Below are 21,920 nucleotides of genomic sequence, written 5' to 3'. Positions count from 1 at the left end.
AGGGAGCTAAGCGCGTGACGTTTTTGTCCATTTTTTTCAAATACTTGAAGGCCGCCTTCCGGGGCTCGCTACGGAAGTATCAGAAAAACTTCCGTACGCGGGCCAGACTCACGCGCATTGCGGCGCGTCCCGTGCGGCCCGGTTCAGGACCAGCCGCCGCCATAGGTGACGTAGAAAACATGCAGCCCGATCTTGCCGACCTTGCGCATTCTCTTGGCCCAGGGCGGGCGCACATAGGTGGCGTGGTAGTGGGTCGAGGAGCCGACTTCGGTGAGCCAGATCTTGCCCGCGGTCGTCGCCAGCGCGATTTCCTCGGCCATGTTCCAGTGCTTGGGCGACCTCACCCGGTCCTTGATGCCGTCGCAGGCAAAGGAAAACTGGCAGCGGTTGCGCCAGTCGTCGTTCTGGTAGACGACGCCGCAGACCGTGTTCGGGTAGGTGGGATTGCGCACCCGGTTGAGAATCACCTGGGCGACGGCGGCCTGGCCCTTGACGGATTCGCCCCGGGCCTCGAAGTAGATGCCGGCGGCGAGGCAGCGCTGTTCGGCTTCCGAAAAGACCGAGGCCGGCAGCGCGGTGCCGGCCCAGCGGTGATCTTCCTCGGTCACCGGCGGAATGAAACGTCCGCGCGGGGTCACCTCGGTCAGCACCGAGCTGAAGGGCGACTGCTTGGCATAGTCCGGCGCGGGCGGCGCATAGGCGGTGGCGAGAATGTCGGGATTGTCGTTGGTCACCAGGCTCGCCAGCATCGCCGGCACCTGCGGCGCGGGCTTCTGCTTGCCCCTGGCGAAGAAGGTGGTGGCGATCTTGAATTCCTTGCCGCGGATATCGGGCTTGAGGAAGGCCATCGCGTTGGTCTGGTCCAGCGCCGGCTGCAGCAGGTTGGACTGCCGCTCGAGCACGGAGCCCGCGGAAAAATCCTTGGGCGGCTGCACGGGGGCCACGGCGATGACCCTGCCCTTCTTCAGGCTGCGGGTCACACGCTCGGCGTCGGGACGCGGATCGGCGGCGCCGATCTTGCCCATGAAGGCGATCTTGTCGCCATTGGGCAGCGTGACGCCCGCGCCCGAGGCAATGGACGAGGTCATGATGGGGTCGGTGAATTCGAGCTCGGCGGCCTGGATCGAGCCCGCCGGCGAGGCGGTCAGTGCGGTTTTCCACCTGCCGTCGGCCCCATCGCTGCCGGCCAGCATGGTGGCCATGTCGGCATGCGAGGTGATGGTGGGGGTCAACACAAAGGCTGCGAGGCCGAGGATCACGGGCGCTGACAGGCGGCTCAACACGGAATGGCCGCTGCCGGGCGAACGACGCTTCTGACGCAAAACAACAACTCCGGAACTCAGGACACGGATACGAGACTGCGTGAGAGAATGGAGGATTAACCTTGATGGAGCGTTAATGAGCGACCCCGAATGTTCGGCCTGATGTCGGCAAGATCTGAGAAACCCCGAAAAGCCCGGGTTGCACCGGCGGAAAAGACGCGTGGGCGCGTCAGCGCCGCGGCGCCTGTATCACTGCTGACCATGTCCGATTTAAGGAATTTTCCGGGCAGACCTCGGCGGCAGGCGTCGTGGCGGCGAGAGGCCGGGCGCGCGCCTTGAGATCAGCCGCTGCGCTTCTTGGGGGCGAGCTTGCCCGAGACCGTGCGGCGGGTGGATTTCTTCGGCATCACCGAGGCCCGCTTGGTCTTGCCGTCCTTGGGCGCATAGGGATTGTCGCCGCTGCGGTAGACCACACGCAGCGGAATGCCCGGCATGTCGAAATCGGCGCGCAGCGAATTGATGAGATACCGGGTGTAGGATTCCGGCACGGCGTCGGGCCGCGTGCAGGAGATCATGAAGCCCGGCGGGCGCGACTTGATCTGCGTCATGTATTTGAGCTTCAGGCGCCGGCCCGACACCGCCGGCGGCGGGTGATGGCCCTGGACATGGTCGAGCCACTTGTTGAGCTTGGCGGTCGAGATGCGCTTGTTCCAGGTCCTGTGGACCATGGCGATGTTTTCCATCAGCCGGTCGAGCCCGTCGCCGGTCTGGCCGGCCACGGTGACGGCACGGATGCCGCGGATCTGCGGCAGCAGCCGGTCGGTCATCTCGCGCAGCTCGGCCAGTTTTTCCTGGCGGTTGTCGATCAGGTCCCACTTGTTGAAGGCGATGACCGGCGCCCTGCCCTCGCGCACGATCAGGTCGGCGATCTGCAGGTCCTGCTTCTCGAAGGGGATGGTCGAATCGAACACCACGACCACGACCTCGGCGAAGCGGATGGCGCGCAGCGCATCGGCGACCGAGAGCTTCTCGAGCTTTTCCTGGACGCGCGCCTTGCGGCGCAGGCCGGCGGTGTCGAACAGCTTGATCTTGCGGCCGCGCCATTCGAAATCGACAGCGATGGAATCGCGGGTGATGCCGGCCTCGGGACCGGTCAGGAGCCGGTCCTGGCCGAGGAACCGGTTGATCAGCGTCGACTTGCCGGCATTGGGACGGCCGACGATGGCGACCCGGAGCGGCTTGGTCTCGTCATAGTCGGGCCCCTCGTCCTCCTCGTCGGGCGTGGAGACGTCGATATCGGTGACGGCCTCGGCCAGCGGCGCGTCCTTGGGCGGGAAACAGCGCTCCTCGCCGAAGGCCGCGACGATGGCGTCGCGCAGGTCGAGCATGCCGCCGCCGTGCTCGGCCGAGATCGGGCAGGGTTCGCCGAGCCCCAGGCGGTAGGCGTCGTACATGCCAGATTCCGCGCCCTTGGATTCGGCCTTGTTGGCGACCAGCACCACCGGCTTGCCGCGTTTTCTCAGGATTTCGGCCAGCAATTCATCGGCCGGGGTCAGCCCGGACTTGGCGTCGATCAGGAACAGCGCGCCGTCGGCCTCGTCCATCGCCATCTCGCTCTGGGCGCGCATGCGGCCTTCCAGCGTGTCGGGTCCCGCCACTTCGAGGCCGGCGGTGTCGATCATGCGGAAGCGCAAGTCGACCAGCTTGGCGTCGCCCGGCCGGCGGTCGCGGGTCACGCCGGGCGTGTCGTCGACCAGCGCCAGCTTGCGGCCGGCCAGACGGTTGAAGAGCGTCGATTTGCCGACATTGGGGCGTCCGACAATGGCGAGGGTGATGGTCATGGAAAGTCCTTGCCCGAAGGCGCCGTCATCGTCCGGGGCGCCGGAGCGGTCAGGATGCGCCGCCCTGGGCGGCGATCATGTCGAGCATGAGGCCGGCGCGCGTCTTGATGCCGTTGGGGGCCTCGCTGTCGGCGGCGATGGCGCCGAACCACTCGGAGGCCTGTTTGAGATCGCCGGCCTTGAAGGCCGCGAGCCCCAGCGCGTCGCGGGCCGAGTGGCGGGCCGGATTGCCGGGGACGGCCAGAACTTCGACTTCCCCCGAGACATCGGCGTAGCTGCCGTTGTCGACCAGCAGATAGGCGGCGCGCAGCCGCGCGGCGTCGCGGATGGCGACGGGCTGGGCGGTATCCTTGCCGATCGCGGAGAAGGCCGCGATCGCCGCGGCCGTATCGCCCTTGTCGGCCAGGACCGTGGCGGCGCGCATGCGCGCCAGCACCGGATAGGAGCCGTAGCCGGTTTTCTCGAGCTCCTGGAATTCGGCGAGCGCCGCATCGGTGTCGCCGGTGCGGGCCTTTTCGAGCGCCGCCAGGAACACGTCGCCGGAGCGGGCGGCGGTGGTTTCCTGCCAGTACTGCCAGCCGCGCAGGCCGGCGGTGAAGACGACGATGCCGATCGCCACGGCGAGGATGACAAAGCGGAACCGCTTCCACAGCGCCTTCATGTAATCCGAGCGCAGGTCGTCATTGACCTCGCGGATGAATGTCGAATTGTCGTCTGCCATGGCGTCACCGGCCGAAGCCGGTCCTCTCGATCTCGTGCCGCAAGCGGCGGCGTGTGGGGCCTTCTAGCCGATTTTGCGGCTTCTGTAAGGGGGTGCGGCGCCAAAAGCGCCAAAGCGCGGCGCCGGCGAAGCTACAGGCCGGCGATCGGCGGCACCCCGATGAGCCACTGGTGCAGGTAGAGCAGGAACAGCACATAGAGCACCAGGCCGCCCACGACGGAGATGATATCCCATTTCACCGGCCCCGCCACCGGATTGCTGGTGATGCCGGCGCGCAGCCGCTTCTTTTCCGAAATCCGGTCGACGACGGCCCAGGCCAGGAAGGCGCCGAACAGGACGATCGACGCCAGATCGCCATTGACCAGGAGATGGGCCAGCGCCCAGATCTTGACGGCAAGCAGTTGCGGATGCTTGACGGCGGCCTTGATGCGGCCCGCCGGCACCTGGGAGGCGACCAGCAGGATCATGACCGGCACCATCAGCAGCGCCACGACATGGCTCATCCAGGCGGGCGCCGCCCAGAACACCACCGGATCCTGCCGGGCTATGCCGTAGCCCCAGACGAGGATCACGAAGCCTATGATCGCCAGCACGGAATAAATCCCCTTCCAGGCGTTCAGTCCGCGCGCATCGATCTGCGCCTGCCTGAAGCCGGGCGCAGCGATCCGGACAGAGTGTATGCCCAGAAACAGCACAAGTCCGAGTATCAGCCAGATCATTGTTCATCTCCTATGTGGCGTCCGGGCAGCCCCGTCCGCGTGTGGCGGCGACCATAGCCCGGACCACTCCCCATGAGAAGCCGCCCGCGCCCGGATTTGTCCTGCCGCGGGTCGGGCAACGTCGGCGGGATGTCCACGACTGCGCGGGGCGGAGGGTCCGGCCGCGCGCGGGATCTCCGGGACGCACCGGCGCCGGCCGACCCGCCGTTTCACATCCCTGCCGCATTTGCCCTTCACGACGTCGGGACACTGTTTTCTGTCAAGCGTCGCATCGGATTGCCCATGATCGCCCCCGCGAAATCCCCTGCCCCGCCGCGTGGCGCGGCGCCGACCCGAGGCCTCGCCGCGGCTCTCCTCGCCGCGGCGCTGCTCGCCGGTCCCGCCTCCACCGGGGCACAGGCCGGGGAGCGGCCCAGGCAGATGGTGCTGATCTCCTTCGACGGCGCCCATGACAATGCACTGTGGGAACGCAGCCTGAAGCTCGGCGAGGCGACCGGGGCGCGGTTCACCTATTTCCTGTCCTGCACTTTTCTGATGAACCGGGACGACCGTCGCGGCTATCAGGCCCCGGGCCAGTCCGCGGGCCGCTCCAATGTCGGCTTCGCGCCCGACAGCGCCGACGTGCTGACCCGGCTCGGCCATGTCTGGGCCGCCTACCAGACCGGGCACGAGATCGGCAGCCATGGCTGCGGCCATTTCGACGGCAAGGGTTGGAGCAAATCCGACTGGCTCAAGGAGTTCGGCCAGTTCGACGGGGCGCTGAAAACTGCCTGGAGCCGCAATGGCGGATCGGAACCCGCCGGTTGGGCGGGGTTTGCGACATCGGCGGTGAAGGGGTTTCGCGCGCCCTATCTGTCGGGGGGCGACGGGCTCTATGCGGCGCTTGCCGCCCATGGCCTGAGCTATGACGCCAGCGCCGTATCGCAGGGACCGGTCATGCCCGATGTCTCGAAGACCGTCGCGCGATTCGCCCTGCCGCTGATCCCGGAAGGGCCCAAGGGCCGGCGGATCATCGCCATGGACTACAATCTGTTCGTCCGGCATTCCGCCGCGTTCGAGACCCCATCGAAATCGGAGGAGTTCGCGGAGCGGACGCTTGCGGCGTTCCGCGCGGCCTTCGAGGCGGAGTATTCGGGCAAGCGGCGGCCGCTGCAGCTCGGCTTTCACTTCGTCGAGATGAACGGCGGCGCCTACTGGACCGCGCTCGAGCGCTTCGCCATCGAGACCTGCGTCCGTCCCGATGTCGACTGCGTGACCTATCAGGAGGCGCTGCGCCGGCTCGAGCGCAGCGACGGATCGGCGAGCTAGATCAGAGCCCGGACGCCGGACCGGTCAGCGTTTCGGATCCTCGATCGTCTGAATCTGATCGGGTCCGCCCGCGCCGGGCGACGGATCGGCAACGGGCTGCGCGAAACCGCCCTGGCTCGCCAGATAGTTCCGTTCGATCTCATCCAGTTCCTGGCCGCGGAACACGGCTTCGAAAGCCTGCAGACGCTTGAAGATCGAGATCAGCTCGACGATGGTCGTCCAGGAACTGATCAGGAACTGGAACGAGTTTGAGACCTGGCCGAAGGCAGTCAGGATCTGCTGCCAGATGCCAAGAGTGATCTTGCCCGCGACGATGGTCGGCACCAGGAGAACGTCGACATAGATGTTGTCCGCCTGGAAATAGAAGCCGCGGGCGATGTTGAAATACATGTAGTGGAAGTAGAGCCGGAAATAGTTCTTCCGGACATTTTCGAACAGCTCGGCCACGGTGGGCGGCTGGGCGCGGTCCGGATCGTCCTCGCCATAGACCAGTTCCTTGCGGTAGGCGGCCTCGACGCGCTGGTTCCTGAACTCGAGACCCGGCAGCTTGATGCCGACGATGGCCAGCAAGCCGGTTCCGAAAGCCGCCCAGAAGATCAGCGCGGTGAACAGCGCATGCGGGATCTCGCCGACCAGCGGCAGTTCGGTGACGTATTGCGACAGACCCCACAAGACCGGCAGAAACGCTACCAGCGTCATCACCGCATTAACGAAGGCCACGCCCAGGCCCTCCATGATCGAGGCGAAGCGCATGGTGTCTTCCTGCACGCGCTGGGAGGCGCCCTCGATGTGGCGGACCAGCGGCCAGCGCTGCATGTAGAAATCGTTCATCGCGGTGCGCCAGCGGAAGATATAGTGGCTGACGAAAAAGCGGGTGACGACAAAGATGACCATGGAGATCAGGGCTATCTGGGCGAAGATGAGCAACAGGCCGTAAAGGTCCGCCGAGGTCACCGTGCCGTCGCCGGTCAGCGCCTGCTGGAACTGGTCGAAGAACGGCCGCCGCCAGTTGTTGATCGCCACCGAGACCTGGACGCCGTAATAGGTGGTGAAGAGGATGAAGGCCGAGCCCGGCATCGACCACCATTGCCATTTGTGCGGCGAATAGATGAACCAGAACGCCATGAACACGCCCGACCAGATGAAGTAGAAGAGATAGAACCACAGGAAGGACGGCGTGTAGAAATATCGCAGCCCGACGATCGGCTCGCCTTCCGGCTCGGGCAGGTCGAAGCCCAGCGCCGCGCCGATGCTGTCGCCGACCGTGTACCAGATCAGGATGCCCAATGCCGCCCAGATCAGAACTGAGGGGAAGAAGAGCTTCGGTCTGGGGAAAAATGATTCAAACACGGGGCGCGGATCCTGGAAATCGTCCCGCAGCGCGGGACCTGTTTCGTCGTGAGTCGCACGAATACCTAGGACACTGCGGCGAATACGGCAATCCGGGCCATAAGCGGTTCACGCCATCGTGCTGATGCAAGAGAGGGCATGACCGGTCCTGTGAACCGCGGCCACAGGTGTGGACTGCGCCCGTTGTGGTCAGGAGGATCTTCGATGGTCCCGTATTCCGGTCGAGGCAGGTCGGCCCGGATGATGTGCGGGGTTTCGCGCGCGTCACCGAATCTTGATTGGAAAATCGGTCGCGAGCGCCTATTTGTGCATTGCAGCATTCACGAAAGGATATTGCCATGAAAACCATTATCATCACCGGATCGACCAGCGGCATCGGCCTCGGAATCGCCGAGAGCTTTGCGCTTGCCGGAGACAATGTCGTTCTCAACGGCCTGGGCAAGGCCGACGAGATCGAGGCGACCCGGGCGCGCCTGGCGGCGCTGGGCGCGGGCGAAGTGATCTATCACGGCGCCAACATGCTCAAGCCCGACGAGATCGCCGACATGGTGGAGACCACCCGGACCCGGTTCGGCGGCGTGGACGTCATCGTTCCCAATGCGGGCATCCAGCATGTCGAGAAGATCGAGGATTTTCCACCGGAGAAATGGGATGCGATCATCGCCATCAACCTGAGCTCGGCCTTTCACCTGATCCGCGCGGCGATGCCGATCATGAAAGACCGGAAATTCGGCCGGATCATCGCCATCGCCTCGGCCCACGGGCTGATCGCCTCGCCCTACAAGAGCGCCTATGTGGCCGCCAAGCACGGCATCCTGGGCCTGATCAAGACCGTGGCGCTGGAAGGCGCAGAGTTCGGCGTCACCGCCAACGCCATCTGCCCCGGCTATGTCGAGACGCCGCTGGTTGCGGGTCAGATAGCCGACACCGCCAAGGCGCGCAACATGAGCGAGGAACAGGTGATCAACGAGGTGATCCTCAAGGCGCAGCCGACCAAGCAGTTCGTCCAGGTGGGGCAGATCGCGTCGCTGGCCATGTATCTCGCATCCGACCAGGCGGCGCAGATCACCGGCGCGGCGCTGTCGATCGACGGCGGCTGGACCGCGCAATGACCGCGAAAGCCAACAAGCCGACCGCAAGCGCGGGCAATGGCGGCGTGCGCACGATCAATCTGGCGCTGCAGGGCGGCGGCGCGCACGGCGCTTTCACCTGGGGCGTGATCGACAGGTTGCTCGACGAGCCCGACATCGAGTTCGAAGGCCTGTCGGGCACCAGCGCCGGCGCCGTCAACGCGGTGGTGCTGGCGCATGGGCTGATGGAAGGCGGACGGCTGGGCGGACAGGCGGCGCTCGAGGATTTCTGGCGCCGGTCAAGCCGGGCCGGCTCGGTCTGGTCGCCGGTCAACATGGTCCCGCAAGGCGCCATTCCCGGATTGGACATGCTGACGGCCGCGACCTATGCCGCGTTCGACACCATGACCCGCACCTTCTCCCCCTATGAATTCAATCCCTACAACATCAATCCGTTGCGCGACCTGCTGGCGGAAAGCGTGGATTTCGACGCGCTGCGCGACCGGTGCGAGACCAAGCTGTTCCTCAGCGCCACCAATGTGCGCAGCGGCCGGGTGCGGGTGTTCGAAACGCGGGAAGTCACTGTCGACGTGGTGATGGCCTCGGCCTGCCTGCCTTTCCTGTTCAAGGCGGTCGAGATCGAGGGCGAGCACTACTGGGACGGCGGTTACATGGGCAATCCGGTGCTGTTTCCGTTCTTCTACAATTGCCACAGCCGCGATGTGATGATCGTGCACATCAACCCGATGGAGCGCGACGACGTGCCCATGACCGCGCCCGACATCCTCAACCGGATCAACGAGATCTCGTTCAACTCATCCCTGCTCGACGAGTTGCGGGCGATCAACTTCGTCTCCCGCCTGATCGATCAGCAATGGCTCAAGGACGAGTACAAGGACCGGCTCAGGCACATCCTGGTGCATTCGGTGCGGGCGGACGACGCCATGGCGGACCTGCCGGTCTCCTCGAAATTCGATGTGAGCTGGCCGTTCCTGTCGAGGCTGCGCGACCTCGGCCGCGAGGTCGCCGACCGCTGGCTCGAAACCAACCGCGACCAGATCGGCAAGGCCTCGACGGTCGACCTCGCGGGCCAGTATCTCGGGCTTCCCGGTCCACGCCAGGCGGACGGCTCGCAACAGCGCGATTGACCGGATTTGCCTGAAACTGCTGAAAGCGGCCAACGCTCTTTCGCAACGCCGCGCCGTGGGTTAGGTTTTGTCCAAATGGTTTAAAAATCAAGAGGCCCCATGGCGCAGACGCACCGCACGCACATCCGTTTCCTGCTCAACGACCGGACGGTCGAGCTCTCCGGCTTCGCCCCGGACCTGACGCTGCTCGACTGGCTCAGGCTCGACCGCCGGCTGACCGGAACCAAGGAAGGATGCGCCGAGGGCGATTGCGGCGCCTGCACGGTGCTGGTGGGCCGCATGGACAATGGCGTGCTGACCTACGAAACGGTCAATGCCTGCATCCGCTTCGTGGGCTCGCTCGACGCCACCCATGTGGTCACGGTGGAGCACCTGAACCGACCCGACGGGGCGCTGAGCGCGGTGCAGCAGGCGATGGTGGACCTTCACGGCTCGCAATGCGGCTTCTGCACGCCGGGCATCGTCGCCTCGCTGCACGCGCTGTGGCTTGCCGACCCGGAGCCGACCGAGGCCGATATCGAACGGCAGTTGCAGGGCAATCTCTGCCGCTGCACCGGCTACGAACCGATCGTCAAGGCGGCGCTCGCGGCCGCCAGGACCATTCCCTCGGAAGACAACGACCGGCTGGTCAGGGCCTATGCGGAGACGGTCGAGACCCTGACGGCGCTCGCCGACGGGGCACGGGTGACGATCGACAGCGAGCGGGGAACGACCTATCTGCCCGCCGACGTGGACGACCTGGCGGAACTTTACGAAGCCCATCCCGGGGCCACCATCGTCGCCGGGTCCACCGATGTCGGGCTGTGGGTGACCAAGCATATGCGCGACATCGCGCCGGTGATCCTGATCGGCCATCTCGACGGGCTCAAGGAGATCGGGCTCGACGAAGACGGTCTCACACTCGGCGCCGGCGTGTCCTACACCGCCGCGCGCGGCGCGCTGGTCTCGGCCTTCCCGCAGATGGCGGAGCTGTGGGACCGGATCGGCGGCGAGCAGGTGCGCAACATGGGCACCATCGGCGGCAACATCGCCAACGGCTCGCCGATCGGCGACACGCCGCCGCCGCTGATCGCGCTCGACGCCACGGTGACGCTGCGCAAGGGCTCAAGCCGCCGCACGCTGCCGCTCGAAGCCTTCTTCCTCGACTACGGCAAGCAGGACCGGCAAAAGGGCGAGTTCGTCGAGAGCGTGTTCGTTCCGGCGCTCGACGAGGAGGCGTTCTTCGCCGTCTACAAGATTTCCAAGCGCCGCGACGAGGACATTTCGGCGCTGTGCGCGGCGTTTCGCGTGACGCTCGACGGCGAAGGCCTGGTGGCCTCGGCGCGGATCGCCTTCGGCGGCATGGCCGGCACGCCGAAACGGGCCAGGGCCGCGGAAGCGGCCCTGCTCGGCCGGGCCTGGACCTGGGACACGATCCAACAGGCGCGGCAGCAGCTCGCCAGCGACTACCAGCCGCTGTCGGACTGGCGGGCGAGCGCCGAATACCGGATGCTGACGGCGCAGAACCTCTTGATCCGGTTCTTCCTAGAAACCTGCGGCGCCCCGGCCCGCATCGAGCGCCGCCCGGCGCTGGCCGAGGCTTGACGATGACGCACCACAAACCCCGCAGCAAGACCGAGATCCGCGGCGGCGCGCATGCGACGCGCCAGCATGATTCCGCCCACAAGCACGTGACCGGCAGCGCCGACTACATCGACGACATGGCCGAGCCCGCAGGCATCCTGCACGGCTATCTCGGCCTCTCGGACCGGGCGCACGCCCGGATCGTCTCGCTCGATCTCGACGCGGTTCGCGCCTCCGACGGCGTGGTGGCGGTGCTGACAGGTGCTGACGTGCCGGGTAGCAACGACATCTCGCCCACCGGACGCAATGACGAGCCGGTGCTGGCCGAGAACGAGGTTCTGTTTCACGGCCAGCCGGTGTTCGCGGTCATCGCCGAGACCCGCGAGAAGGCCCGTCGCGCCGCCAAGAAGGCGGTGTTCACCTATGAGGACCTGCCGCATGTCACCGATGTGCGCGCGGCGGTCGACGCCGACTACCCCTATGTCACCGATCCGCTGAAGCTCGAGCGCGGCGATGTCGAGGCCGGGCTTGCCGCGGCGCCGCTCAGGCTCAAGGGCGACATGCGCATCGGCGGGCAGGATCATTTCTATCTCGAGGGCCATATCGCCATGGCCATTCCCGGCGAGGACGACGAGGTCACCGTATGGTCCTCGACCCAGCATCCGAGCGAGGTGCAGCACATGGTGGCGCATGCGCTGGGCACCGTGTCGAACGCGGTCACGGTGCAGGTGCGGCGCATGGGCGGCGGCTTCGGCGGCAAGGAAACGCAGAGCAACCAGTTCGCAGCCATCGCCGCCATCGCCGCCAAGAAATTGAACCGGGCCGTCAAGATCAGGCCCGACCGCGACGACGACATGATCATCACCGGCAAGCGGCACGATTTCGTCGTCGACTACGACGTGGGCTATGACGAGGCCGGGGTGATCCACGCGCTCGACGCGAGTTTCGCGGCGCGCTGCGGTTTCTCCTCCGACCTCTCGGGTCCGGTGACCGACCGGGCGCTGTTTCACGCCGACAACTGCTATTTCTACCAGGATGTGCGGCTCCGGTCGAAACCGATGATGACCAACACGGTCTCCAACACCGCCTTCCGCGGCTTCGGCGGGCCGCAGGGCATGCTCGGCGGCGAGCGGGTGATCGAGGAAGTGGCCTATGCGCTGGGGCGCGATCCGCTGGAGATCCGCAAGGCCAATTTCTATGGCGGGCAGGGACGCGACATCACGCCCTACCACCAGAAGGTCGAGGACAACATCATCGCCCGGATCGTCGAGGATCTCGAAGTCTCGACGGACTACCAGGCGCGCCGCGCCGAGATCATCGATTTCAACGCGGGGAGCCCGGTGGTGCGCCGCGGCATCGCGCTGACGCCGGTCAAGTTCGGCATCTCCTTCACCGCGACCTGGTACAACCAGGCGGGCGCGCTGGTGCATGTCTACCAGGACGGCTCGATCCATCTCAATCATGGCGGCACGGAGATGGGCCAGGGGCTCAACACCAAGGTGGCGCAGGTGCTGGCCGAGGAATTCCAGGTCGACCTCGACACGATCCGCATCACCGCCACCACCACCGGCAAGGTGCCCAACACCTCCGCCACTGCCGCCTCGTCGGGCACCGACCTCAACGGCATGGCGGCGGCCAATGCGGCGCAGCAGATCAAGGCGCGGCTGATCGGCTTCGCGTCGGAGAAATTCTCCGTGCCGCCGGAACAGGTGGAGTTCATCCCCAACCATGTGCGCATCGGCAACGAGCTGCTGGCGTTCGGGGATTTCATCAAGATGGCCTACCAGGCGCGGATCCAGCTTTCGGCGGCGGGCTTCTACAAGACGCCGGACATCCACTGGGACCGCGCAAAGGGCATGGGCCGGCCCTTCTACTACTTCGCCTATGGCGCGGCCGTTTCCGAAGTGTCGATCGACACGCTGACCGGGGAGTACCAGGTCGACCGGGTGGATGTGCTGCACGACGCTGGCCGCTCGCTCAACCCGGCGCTCGACATCGGCCAGATCGAAGGCGCCTTCGTGCAGGGCATGGGGTGGCTGACGACCGAGGAATTGTGGTGGGACGACAAGGGGCGGCTCAGGACCCATGCGCCCTCGACCTACAAGATCCCGCTCGCCTCGGACCGGCCGCCGGTCTTCAATGTCCGGCTTGCCGACTGGTCGGAAAACCGCGAGCCGACGATCCGCCGCTCGAAAGCGGTGGGCGAACCGCCCTTCATGCTGCCGATCTCGGTGCTCGAGGCGCTCGGCATGGCGGTGGCCTCGATCGCCGATTACCAGATCTCGCCCAGGCTCGATGCGCCGGCGACGCCGGAACGGGTGCTGATGGCGGTGGAGCGGCTGAAGGCGCTGGCGGCCGGGGACGGAGCCGAGGGCTGATGCCTCGCCTCGCCGCCTACCAGGATTTTGCGGACGCGACCGGGCCCGCCGGTTTCGTGCTGGTCCGGGTGGTCGAAGCCAAGGGCTCGACGCCGCGCGACGCGGATGCCTGGATGCTGGTGTCCGGCTCCGGCGGCTTCGGCACGATCGGCGGCGGCCGGCTGGAACTCGAGGCCATCGACCAGGCGCGCGCCGTGCTGGCGGGCGCGGAGGCCGCGCCGCTGGCGCTGCCGCTGGGGCCGGCCATCGGCCAGTGCTGCGGCGGGCATGTGACGCTGTCCTTCGAGATCATCCCCCCTGCCCGCCTCGGTGAGATCCGCGCCATGGTCGAGGCCGAGGACGCTGCCGATCCCGAGGTCTGGCTGTTCGGCGGCGGCCATGTCGGCCGCGCCCTGGCGTCAGCGCTGCTGCTGCTGCCGGTCAAGGTGCATGTGGCCGAGACGCGGGCGGACGAGCTGGCGCTGACGCCGCAAGGCGCCACACGGCATCTCACCGCCCTGCCCGAAAGCCTGGTCGAAACCATCGCCCCCGGCGGCGCCGTCATCGTGCTCACCCATGACCATGCGCTCGACTTCCTGATCGTCTCGGCGGCGCTCGCGCGCGACGACCTCGCCCAGGTGGGCATGATCGGCTCGGACACCAAGCGCATGACTTTCGAGCACCAGTATGTGCGCGAAGGCGGCGACAAGGCGCGGCTCGCCCGCCTCACCTGCCCGATCGGCCGCAAGCTCGCCGACAAGCGCCCGGAGGTGATCGCGGCCACCGTCGCGGCCGACATCATCGCCGCCCTGGCGGAGTGGCGCGAGGCGAGCCGTCAGGACGCGTCCTGAAGCACCAGCTCGGACGCCCGCCATCCGGTGGCGATGGCCGCGGCGTTGGTGTTGCCGGTGACGATGTTGGGGAAGATCGAGCAGTCGACCACCCGCAGGCCCGAAATCCCGTGAACGCGCAGGCGTGAATCCACGACAGATGTGGCCGGATCCGGCCCCATGCGGCAGGTGGCGACGGGATGATAGACGGTGCCCGAGCGGCGGCGGATGTCGTCGATCATCGCCGCGTCATCGGTGACATCGGGTCCGGGCAGCAATTCGGCCTCGATGCAATCGGCGAGCGGCCTGGCCTGCGCCATCTGGCGCACGAAGCGGCCCGCCTCCAGCATCTCGGCGACATCATCCTCGTGCGAGAGCGCATTGGGCGTGATCCTGGGCGCGGCCAGCGGATCGGCGGAGCGGATCATGATCTCGCCGCGGCTTTTGGGCCGGCAGTTCGACCAGCCGATGGAAAAGCCGGGCCAGGGATCGGGGCTCAGGATCGGGCGTTCGCCGGGCCGCGGGATCACGGTGGAAAAGGCCTGGAAATAGAGCTGGATGTTGGGGCGGGCTCGATCGGGCGTGGTGCGGATGAAGCCGCCGGCCTGGTTGAGGCTCACCGACAAGGGACCATCGCGCAGCAGCAGGTAGCGCAGGCCGGCGGTGAGCTTGCCCCACCAGGGGCCGAGCTGCTGGTTCAGCGTCGGGTAATTGGCCCGGTAGGTGTAGTTGATGCCGATATGGTCCTCGAGATTGCGGCCGACATGGGCATTGTCAACACGCACCCCGATCCCGAGGCCCTTGAGATGATCGGCCGGGCCGATGCCCGAAAGCTGCAGCAATTGCGGCGAATTGACCGAGCCGCCGCTCAGGATCACCTCGCGCCCGGCCTTCACACTCACCGTCCTGCCGCCCCTTGAGTAGGTGACGCCGGTGACTCGGGTTCCCTCGAAGGTGAGGCCGGTGACATGGGCGTTTGTGACGATCCTGACATTGGGCCGCTTCATCGCCGGGCGCAGGAAGGCGCGGGCCGCCGACAGCCGCCTGCCCTTGTGGATGGTGAACTCGAACTGGCCGACGCCTTCCTGGTCGGCGCCGTTGAAATCGGGGTTGATCGTCAGGCCGATGGCCTCGGCCGACTGGAACCATTTGCGGGTCAGCTCGTGGGTGGTCCTGTCGGGGACGAACAGGTTGAGCGGGCCCTTGCGGCCCCGCAGCGCCTCGTCGCCCACCACCGCGCATTCGACGTCGCGGAAGGCCTTGAACATCTCGTCGGCGCCCCAGCCGGGATTGCCGGCGTCGCGCCAGTCGTCGAAATCGGCGCGCGCGCCGCGCACCCAGACCATGGCGTTGATCGAGGAGGAGCCGCCCAGCACCCGGCCGCGCGGCCAGTGGTCGACATTGCCGGCAAGCCCCGGATCGGGCTCGGCGCGGTACATCCAGTTGACCTTCGGATCGAAGAAGGTCTTGCCGTAGCCGAGCGGCATCTGCACGAAGAAGCGCCGGTCGTCGCCGCCGGCTTCCAGCACCAGCACCCTGTGCCGGCCGGACGCCGACAGGCGCTCGGCCATGACGCAGCCCGACGAGCCGGCGCCGATGATGATGAAGTCCGGATTGTCCATGGAAGGCTCACTGCGCGGGCGGATTGACGACAAAACCGTTGTCACATTTGCGGGCGGCGATCAACGGATTTGCAGCGCCCGCCACTGCTCCGGCTGCGACATCGGTGACGGGTCCCGCCCCCGGTCCTACACGCGGAATTGATCGGGCATCGCAACCGGTTCGGGTCGGGCCTCTTGATTGATGAGCATGCTCATTATATATCGCGCTTATGAAAACGCCCCCCATCGACCAATTCGGCCTGCTTCTGCACGACGCCGCCCGGCTGCTGCGCAAGCGGTTTGACGCGCGCGGCGAGGAGCACGGGCTGTCTTCGGCGCAGTGGCGGCTGCTGGTGAAGGTCGTGCGCGAGCAGAAGACCACCCAGGCCCGCCTTGCCGAACTCATGGAAATCGAGCCGATCAGCGTTTCGCGGCTGATCGACCGGATGGAGCAGGCCGGCTGGGTCGAGCGCCGTCCGCACGAGACCGACCGCCGGGTCAAGCTGGTGGCGCCCACGGAGAAGAGCCTTGCGGCCTATTCCTCGATCAAGGCGGCGGCCGGGGATGTCTACAGCGAAGCGATGGCAGGCCTCGACGACTCCCAGAAGCAGGCGCTGGTCTCAGCGCTTGCCCGGGTGGTCGAGAACCTGTCCTCCGACGAACCCAGCTCCCTCTGCCCCGACCTCAAGATTCAGGCCTGACCATGAACGCCCCCGTCAAACCCGTTTCAGCCAACTCCCTTTCCACCGGCCGGACCGATCCGCAGGCCGCGCCGGAAAAGACACGCTCGCGCTTTCGCCGCAACCTGCTGATGGCCCTGGTGCCCGCCCTGCTGGTCGGCGCCGGCGCCTATGTCTGGATCCATGGCGGCCGCTTCGAGGAGACCGAGAACGCCAATCTCAGGCTGTCGCGGATCACCATCGCCAGCGAGATCGCCGGCCGGGTGGTGAGCGTCAATGTGAGCGAGAACGTGCCCGTCAAGCAGGGCGACGTGCTGTTCCAGGTCGACCCGGAACCGCTGCAGATCGCGCTCAACCAGGCCAATGCCGCGGTGGAAAGCGCCCGGCTCAACGTCATCCAGCTCCGGGCCGCCTACACGCAGGCGGTGACCCAGGAACGGATCGCCGCGGACGACGCCAAGTATTTCGACGACAATCTCGCCCGCCAGACCTCGCTCGCCGCCAAGGGCGTGGCAACGGCATCGTCGCTCGACGACGCGCGGCACACGGCGCAGAAGGCCAACCAGGACCTGATCGCCGCCACCCAGTCGGTGTCGACCGCCAAGGCGGCGCTCGCCAACAGCCTGGACGGCGACATCGATGCCCACCCGATGGTCGCGGCCGCGATCGCCGCCCGCGACAAGGCCGCCTACAATCTCGCCGCGGCGACCGTGCGCGCGCCAGCGGACGGCCTGGTCTACCAGGCCTCGTCCTTCCGTCCGGGCGAATATGTCTCGCCCGGCGCCTCGCTGTTCTCCATCGTCGAGACGACCGATCCCTGGATCGACGCCAATTTCAAGGAACCGCAGCTCGCCCACATGCAGCCCGACCAGTCGGCCGAAGTGGTGTTCGACGTCTATCCCGACCGCACCTTCAGGGCGACGGTGGATTCGATCGGCGCCGGCACCGGCGCGGAGTTCTCGCTCCTGCCGGCGCAGAACGCCACCGGCAACTGGGTCAAGGTGACCCAGCGGATTCCGGTCCGCCTCAAGCTCGTGGATCCCGAGGCCAAGATCCTGGCGCGATCGGGGCTCAGCGCCACGGTGACCGTGGACACCGAGGCAAGCCGCAGCTTCGGCGATTTCTTCAGCAGCGCCAAGGCCGCGGAATAATCCTCCGCCCGGAAGGCAAGATCCATGAGCACGACCCTAGAGCCCGGGCATACGGTGCCGCACCGGGGGCTGATCACGATGTCGATCATGCTCGCCACCATCATGCAGGTGCTGGACACGACGATCGCCAATGTGGCGCTGCCGTCGATGACCGGCGATCTCGACGCCTCGCAGGACACCATCACCTGGGTGCTGACCTCCTACATCGTCGCCGCCGCGATCATGACGCCGGTGACGGGGTGGCTCGCCGACCGGGTCGGCCGGCGCGAGCTGTTCCTGATCACCATCGTCGGCTTCACCGTCACCTCGATGGCCTGCGGCATGGCGCCGAGCCTCGAAACCATGGTGGCGTTCCGGCTGCTGCAGGGCGTGTTCGGCGCGGCGATCGTGCCGCTGTCGCAGACCTTCCTGCTCGACATCAACCCCAAGGAACGGCACGGACAGGCCATGGCGATCTGGGGCGCGGGCATCATGGTCGGCCCGATCATCGGCCCGACGCTCGGCGGCTGGCTCACCGAGACGCTGAACTGGCGCTGGGTGTTCTTCATCAACCTGCCGGTCGGCATCATCGCCTTCATGGGCTGCGCTGCCTACCTGCCGGAAGTGGCCAGGCGCGTGCGCCGGTTCGATTTCTTCGGCTTCGCCATGCTCTCGCTCGGCGTCGGCGCGCTGCAGCTCATGCTCGACCGCGGCGGCGAGGTCGACTGGTTCTCGTCCTGGGAAATCTGGATCGAGCTTGCCCTGGCGATCACCGGCCTGTGGGTCTTCATCGTGCATGTGGCGACCGACCGGGAGCCCTTCGTCGATCCGAAGATCTTCGCCGACCGCAATTTCGTCACCGGCCTGGTGCTGATCTTCGTCGTCGGTATCGTGCTTCTGGCGAGCCTTGCGCTGCTGCCGCCGATGCTGTCGCATGTGTTCGGCTACTCGACCATCACCACCGGGCTGGTGATGGCGCCGCGCGGCGTGGGCACCATGATCTCGATGATCCTCGTGGGGCGGCTGGTGCGCATGGTCGACGCGCGCTACCTGGTGATCACCGGGCTGAGCCTGACCGCGCTGTCGCTCTATATGATGACCGGCTTCTCGCCGCAGATGGACAGCGGCCCGGTGATCTGGACCGGCGTCATCCAGGGATTGGGGCTGGGGCTGGTGTTCGTGCCGCTGTCGACGGTGGCCTTCGCCACGCTCGACGTGCGCTTCCGCACCGACGCCGCGAGCCTGTTCTCGCTGGTGCGCAATATCGGCTCGTCCATCGGCATTTCGGTGGTGACCCTGTTCCTGACCCGCTACACGCAGATCAACCACCAGGAGCTCAGCGTGTTCATCAACCCGTTCAATCCGGTGCTGCAGGAGATCATGCCCGGCTTCGCCACCAATCCGGCAAGCCTGCAGGTGCTCGACGGGCTGGTCAACCAGCAGGCGCTGATGATTTCCTACAACAACGATTTCAAGCTGATGATGATGGTGACGCTGCTGGCGATCCCGCTGGCGCTGATGCTGCGCAAGCCGCGGCACGCCGCACCGGCCGGCGCCCCCCCGGCCGCGCACATGGATTGACGCGCGGCGGCCGGGCCGGTCCGGGTGCCTGCAGGAGACAAATCAACGCGCGGCGGTGGCCGGGCCGCGGATTGTGTGAGAATAGACGAAACATGATTCCATTATCAGGAATCGCCATCAACTGATTCATTGCGGCCGGAGCCAAACCAGGCTTTCCATTCGGATCGGCATTGCGCATCATGCGCCGCAACAAGAACGGGCACCAAAACGCGAGGGGCGCCGATGTATGATTATCCGCTGCTGTGGGAATGGCTCAGCTTCGCCACGCGCTGGCTGCATGTGATCACGGCGATCGCCTGGATCGGGTCCTCGTTCTATTTCATCGCGCTCGACCTGGGCCTGGTGCAGCGGCCGGGCCTGCCCGAGGGCGCCCATGGCGAGGAATGGCAAGTGCATGGCGGCGGCTTCTACCACATCCAGAAATACCTGGTGGCGCCGCCGAACCTGCCCGAGCACCTGACCTGGTTCAAATGGGAGAGCTACGCCACGTGGCTGTCGGGCGTGGCGCTCCTGTGCGTGGTCTATTATGCCGGGGCGGAACTCTATCTGATCGACGTCAACGTGCTTGATGTCACGGCGCCGGTGGCGATCGGCATCTCGCTCGCCTCGATCGTCGCCGGCTGGATCATCTACGATCAGTTGTGCAAGTCGCCGGTAGGCGCCAGCACCACCGGGCTGATGCTGGTGCTGTTTGGCGTGCTGGTGGCGATGGCCTGGGGCTACACGCAGGTGTTCACCGGGCGGGCGGCGCTCCTGCATCTCGGCGCCTTCACCGCCACCATCATGACCGCCAATGTGGCGATGATCATCATCCCCAACCAGAAGATCGTCGTGGCCGACCTCAAGGCCGGGCGCACCCCGGACCCGAAATACGGCCGCATCGCCAAGCAGCGCTCGCTGCACAACAACTACCTCACCCTGCCGGTGATCTTCCTGATGCTGTCCAACCACTATCCGCTGGCGTTCGGCACCGAGTGGAACTGGCTGATCGCGGCGCTGGTGTTCCTGATGGGCGTGACCATCCGCCACTGGTTCAACACCGTGCATGCCCGCAAGGGCCGGCCGCACTGGACCTGGGCCGCAACCGTCGCGCTGTTTGCCGTCATCATCTGGCTGTCGAGCCTGCCGCGGTCTGGAGAGACGATGGAAGAGGCGGCCCTGGCGCCGGTGCACGAGCGCTTCGCCACCAACACGCATTTCGAGGCCGTCACCGAGACCGTGATGGGCCGCTGCTCGATGTGCCATGCGGCGGAGCCGTTCTGGGACGGGATCGCGCGCGCGCCCAAGAACGTGAGGCTCGAGACCCCGGCCGACATCGCCCGGCATGCGCGCGACATCTACCTCCAGGCCGGGCGCAGCCACGCCATGCCGCCGGGCAACGTCACTCTCGTCGAACCGCAGGAGCGGGCGCTGATCGTGGCCTGGTACGAATCGGCGATCTCTGGCGAGGCCGGCCAATGACCGCACGACTTCTGCGCGGCCGGGTGCTCAGTTTCAGGTCGCGGCCCGGGGCGCGCGACGACCATGGGAGCTACCTGTTCGAGGACAACGGCGCGGTGCTGATCGAGAACGGCAAGATCTCGGCCTGCGGCGCCTATGACGAGGTCCGGCTCGCTTCGCCGTTGGGCGTCGAGGTGATCGATCACCGGCCGCTGCTGCTTATGGCCGGGTTCATCGATCCGCACATCCATTTCCCGCAGATGCAGGTGACGGCGAGCTATGCCGCGAACCTGCTCGAATGGCTTGGCACCTACACCTTCGTCGAGGAGCAGAAATTCGCCGACGCGGACCACGCCGCGCGGTTCGCGAAGCTGTTCTTCGACGAATTGCTGCGCCACGGCACGACCACGGCGGCGGCCTATTGCTCGGTGCACCGGGGCTCGGCGGACGCCTTCTTTGCCGAAGCGACGCGCCGCAACCTGCTGATGGTCGGCGGCAAGGTGATGATGGACCGCAACGCGCCGGAGGCGCTCACCGACACCGCGCAATCGGGCTATGACGACACCAGGGCGGTGATCAAGGCCTGGCACGGCAAGGGCCGCAACCACGTGGCGATCACGCCGCGCTTCGCCATCACCTCGAGCCCCGCGCAACTGGAGGCGGCGGGAACGCTCGCGCGCGAGCATCCGGACCTGCTGATCCAGACGCATCTGTCGGAAAACAACGCCGAGATCGCCTACACGCTGGAGCTCTATCCCGAGGCCAGGGATTACACCGATGTCTATGCGCTTCACGGGCTCCTGACCCGCAAGACGCTGCTCGGCCACGCCATCCATCTGTCGGACCGGGAGATGGCGGCCATCGCCGAAGCCGGCGCGGTGGCGGTGCATTGCCCTACCTCCAACCTGTTCCTGGGCTCCGGCCTGTTCGATCTCCGGCGGATCAAGGAACATGGCGTGCGCACGGCGGTGGCCACCGACATCGGCGGAGGCTCGAGCTACTCGATGCTCAGGACCATGGACGAGGCCTACAAGATCCAGCAATTGCGCAGTCACCGGCTGCCGCCGATCGAGAGCTTCTGGCAGGCCACCCGCGGCAATGCCGAGGCGCTGGGGCTCGCCGACCGCATCGGCACGCTGGAGCCGGGCAGCGACGCCGACATCATCGCGCTCGACGCCCGCGCCACGCCGGCGATGCGCATCCGCATGGAGACGGTGAAGACGCTGGAGGAGGAACTGTTCCTGCTGCAGACGATGGGGGATGACCGCTCGGTGCGGCACGTCTATATTGCCGGAGAAATCGTCACGGCCTGATCCGCA

At 66.5% G+C, this 21,920-nt stretch carries 17 protein-coding genes; 11 read left to right on the top strand and 6 right to left on the bottom strand.

Annotated features, from left to right (window positions below):
• Positions 1-143: 143 nt before the first annotated feature.
• The 4 genes from LL06_RS02475 to LL06_RS02460 form a co-directional block, all read right to left on the bottom strand.
• Positions 144-1,280 carry a cell wall hydrolase gene (locus LL06_RS02475; protein WP_244447021.1) on the bottom strand — a complete coding sequence of 379 codons (1,137 nt, stop codon included), beginning with the start codon at positions 1,278-1,280 and terminating at the stop codon, positions 144-146.
• Between the two features lie 323 nt (positions 1,281-1,603).
• The gene (gene der, locus LL06_RS02470; protein WP_035521717.1) at positions 1,604-3,103 is read right to left on the bottom strand and encodes a ribosome biogenesis GTPase Der; all 1,500 of its coding nucleotides are present in this window, start codon (positions 3,101-3,103) and stop codon (positions 1,604-1,606) included.
• Positions 3,104-3,152: 49 nt separating this feature from the next.
• Positions 3,153-3,824 (bottom strand): tetratricopeptide repeat protein, encoded by a 672-nt coding sequence (locus LL06_RS02465; protein ID WP_035521715.1) that lies wholly within the window; start codon positions 3,822-3,824, stop codon positions 3,153-3,155.
• Positions 3,825-3,955: 131 nt separating this feature from the next.
• On the bottom strand, positions 3,956-4,543 hold the full coding sequence (locus LL06_RS02460) for an NnrU family protein (protein ID WP_035521713.1): 588 nt from the start codon (positions 4,541-4,543) through the stop codon (positions 3,956-3,958).
• Between the two features lie 282 nt (positions 4,544-4,825).
• Between LL06_RS02460 and LL06_RS02455 the strand changes: the two genes are divergently transcribed.
• The gene (locus tag LL06_RS02455; RefSeq protein WP_052161132.1) at positions 4,826-5,851 is read left to right on the top strand and encodes a polysaccharide deacetylase family protein; all 1,026 of its coding nucleotides are present in this window, start codon (positions 4,826-4,828) and stop codon (positions 5,849-5,851) included.
• 24 nt (positions 5,852-5,875) lie between these two features.
• Here the strand turns inward: LL06_RS02455 and sbmA are convergent, their stop codons facing one another.
• A complete protein-coding gene (sbmA, locus tag LL06_RS02450; RefSeq protein ID WP_035521711.1) occupies positions 5,876-7,201 on the bottom strand; it encodes a peptide antibiotic transporter SbmA in 1,326 nt (441 codons plus the stop codon).
• A 338-nt stretch (positions 7,202-7,539) separates the two neighbouring features.
• Between sbmA and LL06_RS02445 the strand changes: the two genes are divergently transcribed.
• The 5 genes from LL06_RS02445 (at position 7,540) to xdhC (ending at position 14,190) form a co-directional block, all read left to right on the top strand.
• On the top strand, positions 7,540-8,313 hold the full coding sequence (locus LL06_RS02445) for a 3-hydroxybutyrate dehydrogenase (RefSeq protein ID WP_035521709.1): 774 nt from the start codon (positions 7,540-7,542) through the stop codon (positions 8,311-8,313).
• The gene (locus tag LL06_RS02440) at positions 8,310-9,419 is read left to right on the top strand and encodes a patatin-like phospholipase family protein (RefSeq protein WP_052161131.1); all 1,110 of its coding nucleotides are present in this window, start codon (positions 8,310-8,312) and stop codon (positions 9,417-9,419) included. Before LL06_RS02445 ends, LL06_RS02440 begins: the two co-directional genes overlap by 4 nt.
• A 99-nt stretch (positions 9,420-9,518) precedes the next feature.
• Entirely contained in the window at positions 9,519-11,003 is a 1,485-nt protein-coding gene (xdhA, locus tag LL06_RS02435; protein WP_035521707.1) for a xanthine dehydrogenase small subunit, read from the top strand.
• Between the two features lie 2 nt (positions 11,004-11,005).
• Positions 11,006-13,360 (top strand): xanthine dehydrogenase molybdopterin binding subunit, encoded by a 2,355-nt coding sequence (gene xdhB / locus LL06_RS02430; protein WP_035521705.1) that lies wholly within the window; start codon positions 11,006-11,008, stop codon positions 13,358-13,360.
• Positions 13,360-14,190 carry a xanthine dehydrogenase accessory protein XdhC gene (gene xdhC / locus LL06_RS02425; protein ID WP_035521702.1) on the top strand — a complete coding sequence of 277 codons (831 nt, stop codon included), beginning with the start codon at positions 13,360-13,362 and terminating at the stop codon, positions 14,188-14,190. Before xdhB ends, xdhC begins: the two co-directional genes overlap by 1 nt.
• Here xdhC and LL06_RS02420 read toward each other — a convergent pair.
• Positions 14,175-15,791, bottom strand: a complete 1,617-nt coding sequence (locus tag LL06_RS02420) for a GMC family oxidoreductase N-terminal domain-containing protein (protein ID WP_035521700.1) — start codon at positions 15,789-15,791, stop codon at positions 14,175-14,177. The two genes, xdhC and LL06_RS02420, sit on opposite strands and share 16 nt — an antisense overlap.
• 209 nt (positions 15,792-16,000) lie before the next feature.
• Between LL06_RS02420 and LL06_RS02415 the strand changes: the two genes are divergently transcribed.
• From LL06_RS02415 to guaD, 5 genes are all read left to right on the top strand, one after another.
• Positions 16,001-16,471, top strand: a complete 471-nt coding sequence (locus LL06_RS02415; RefSeq protein ID WP_035521697.1) for a MarR family transcriptional regulator — start codon at positions 16,001-16,003, stop codon at positions 16,469-16,471.
• Positions 16,472-16,473: 2 nt separating this feature from the next.
• Positions 16,474-17,601: an HlyD family secretion protein gene (locus LL06_RS02410; RefSeq protein WP_035521695.1), complete on the top strand. Its 1,128-nt coding sequence runs from the start codon at positions 16,474-16,476 to the stop codon at positions 17,599-17,601.
• 24 nt (positions 17,602-17,625) lie between these two features.
• Positions 17,626-19,161 carry a DHA2 family efflux MFS transporter permease subunit gene (locus tag LL06_RS02405; protein WP_035521693.1) on the top strand — a complete coding sequence of 512 codons (1,536 nt, stop codon included), beginning with the start codon at positions 17,626-17,628 and terminating at the stop codon, positions 19,159-19,161.
• 222 nt (positions 19,162-19,383) lie between these two features.
• Positions 19,384-20,622, top strand: a complete 1,239-nt coding sequence (locus LL06_RS02400) for a urate hydroxylase PuuD (RefSeq protein WP_035521691.1) — start codon at positions 19,384-19,386, stop codon at positions 20,620-20,622.
• Complete coding sequence (gene guaD / locus LL06_RS02395) at positions 20,619-21,914, top strand: guanine deaminase (RefSeq protein ID WP_035521689.1); 1,296 nt, start codon at positions 20,619-20,621, stop codon at positions 21,912-21,914. Before LL06_RS02400 ends, guaD begins: the two co-directional genes overlap by 4 nt.
• Positions 21,915-21,920 lie beyond the last annotated feature (6 nt).

It is taken from the genome of Hoeflea sp. BAL378, assembly GCF_000759435.1.
Lineage (GTDB): Bacteria > Pseudomonadota > Alphaproteobacteria > Rhizobiales > Rhizobiaceae > Hoeflea.
This window is presented reverse-complemented; position numbering and strand designations above follow the sequence as displayed.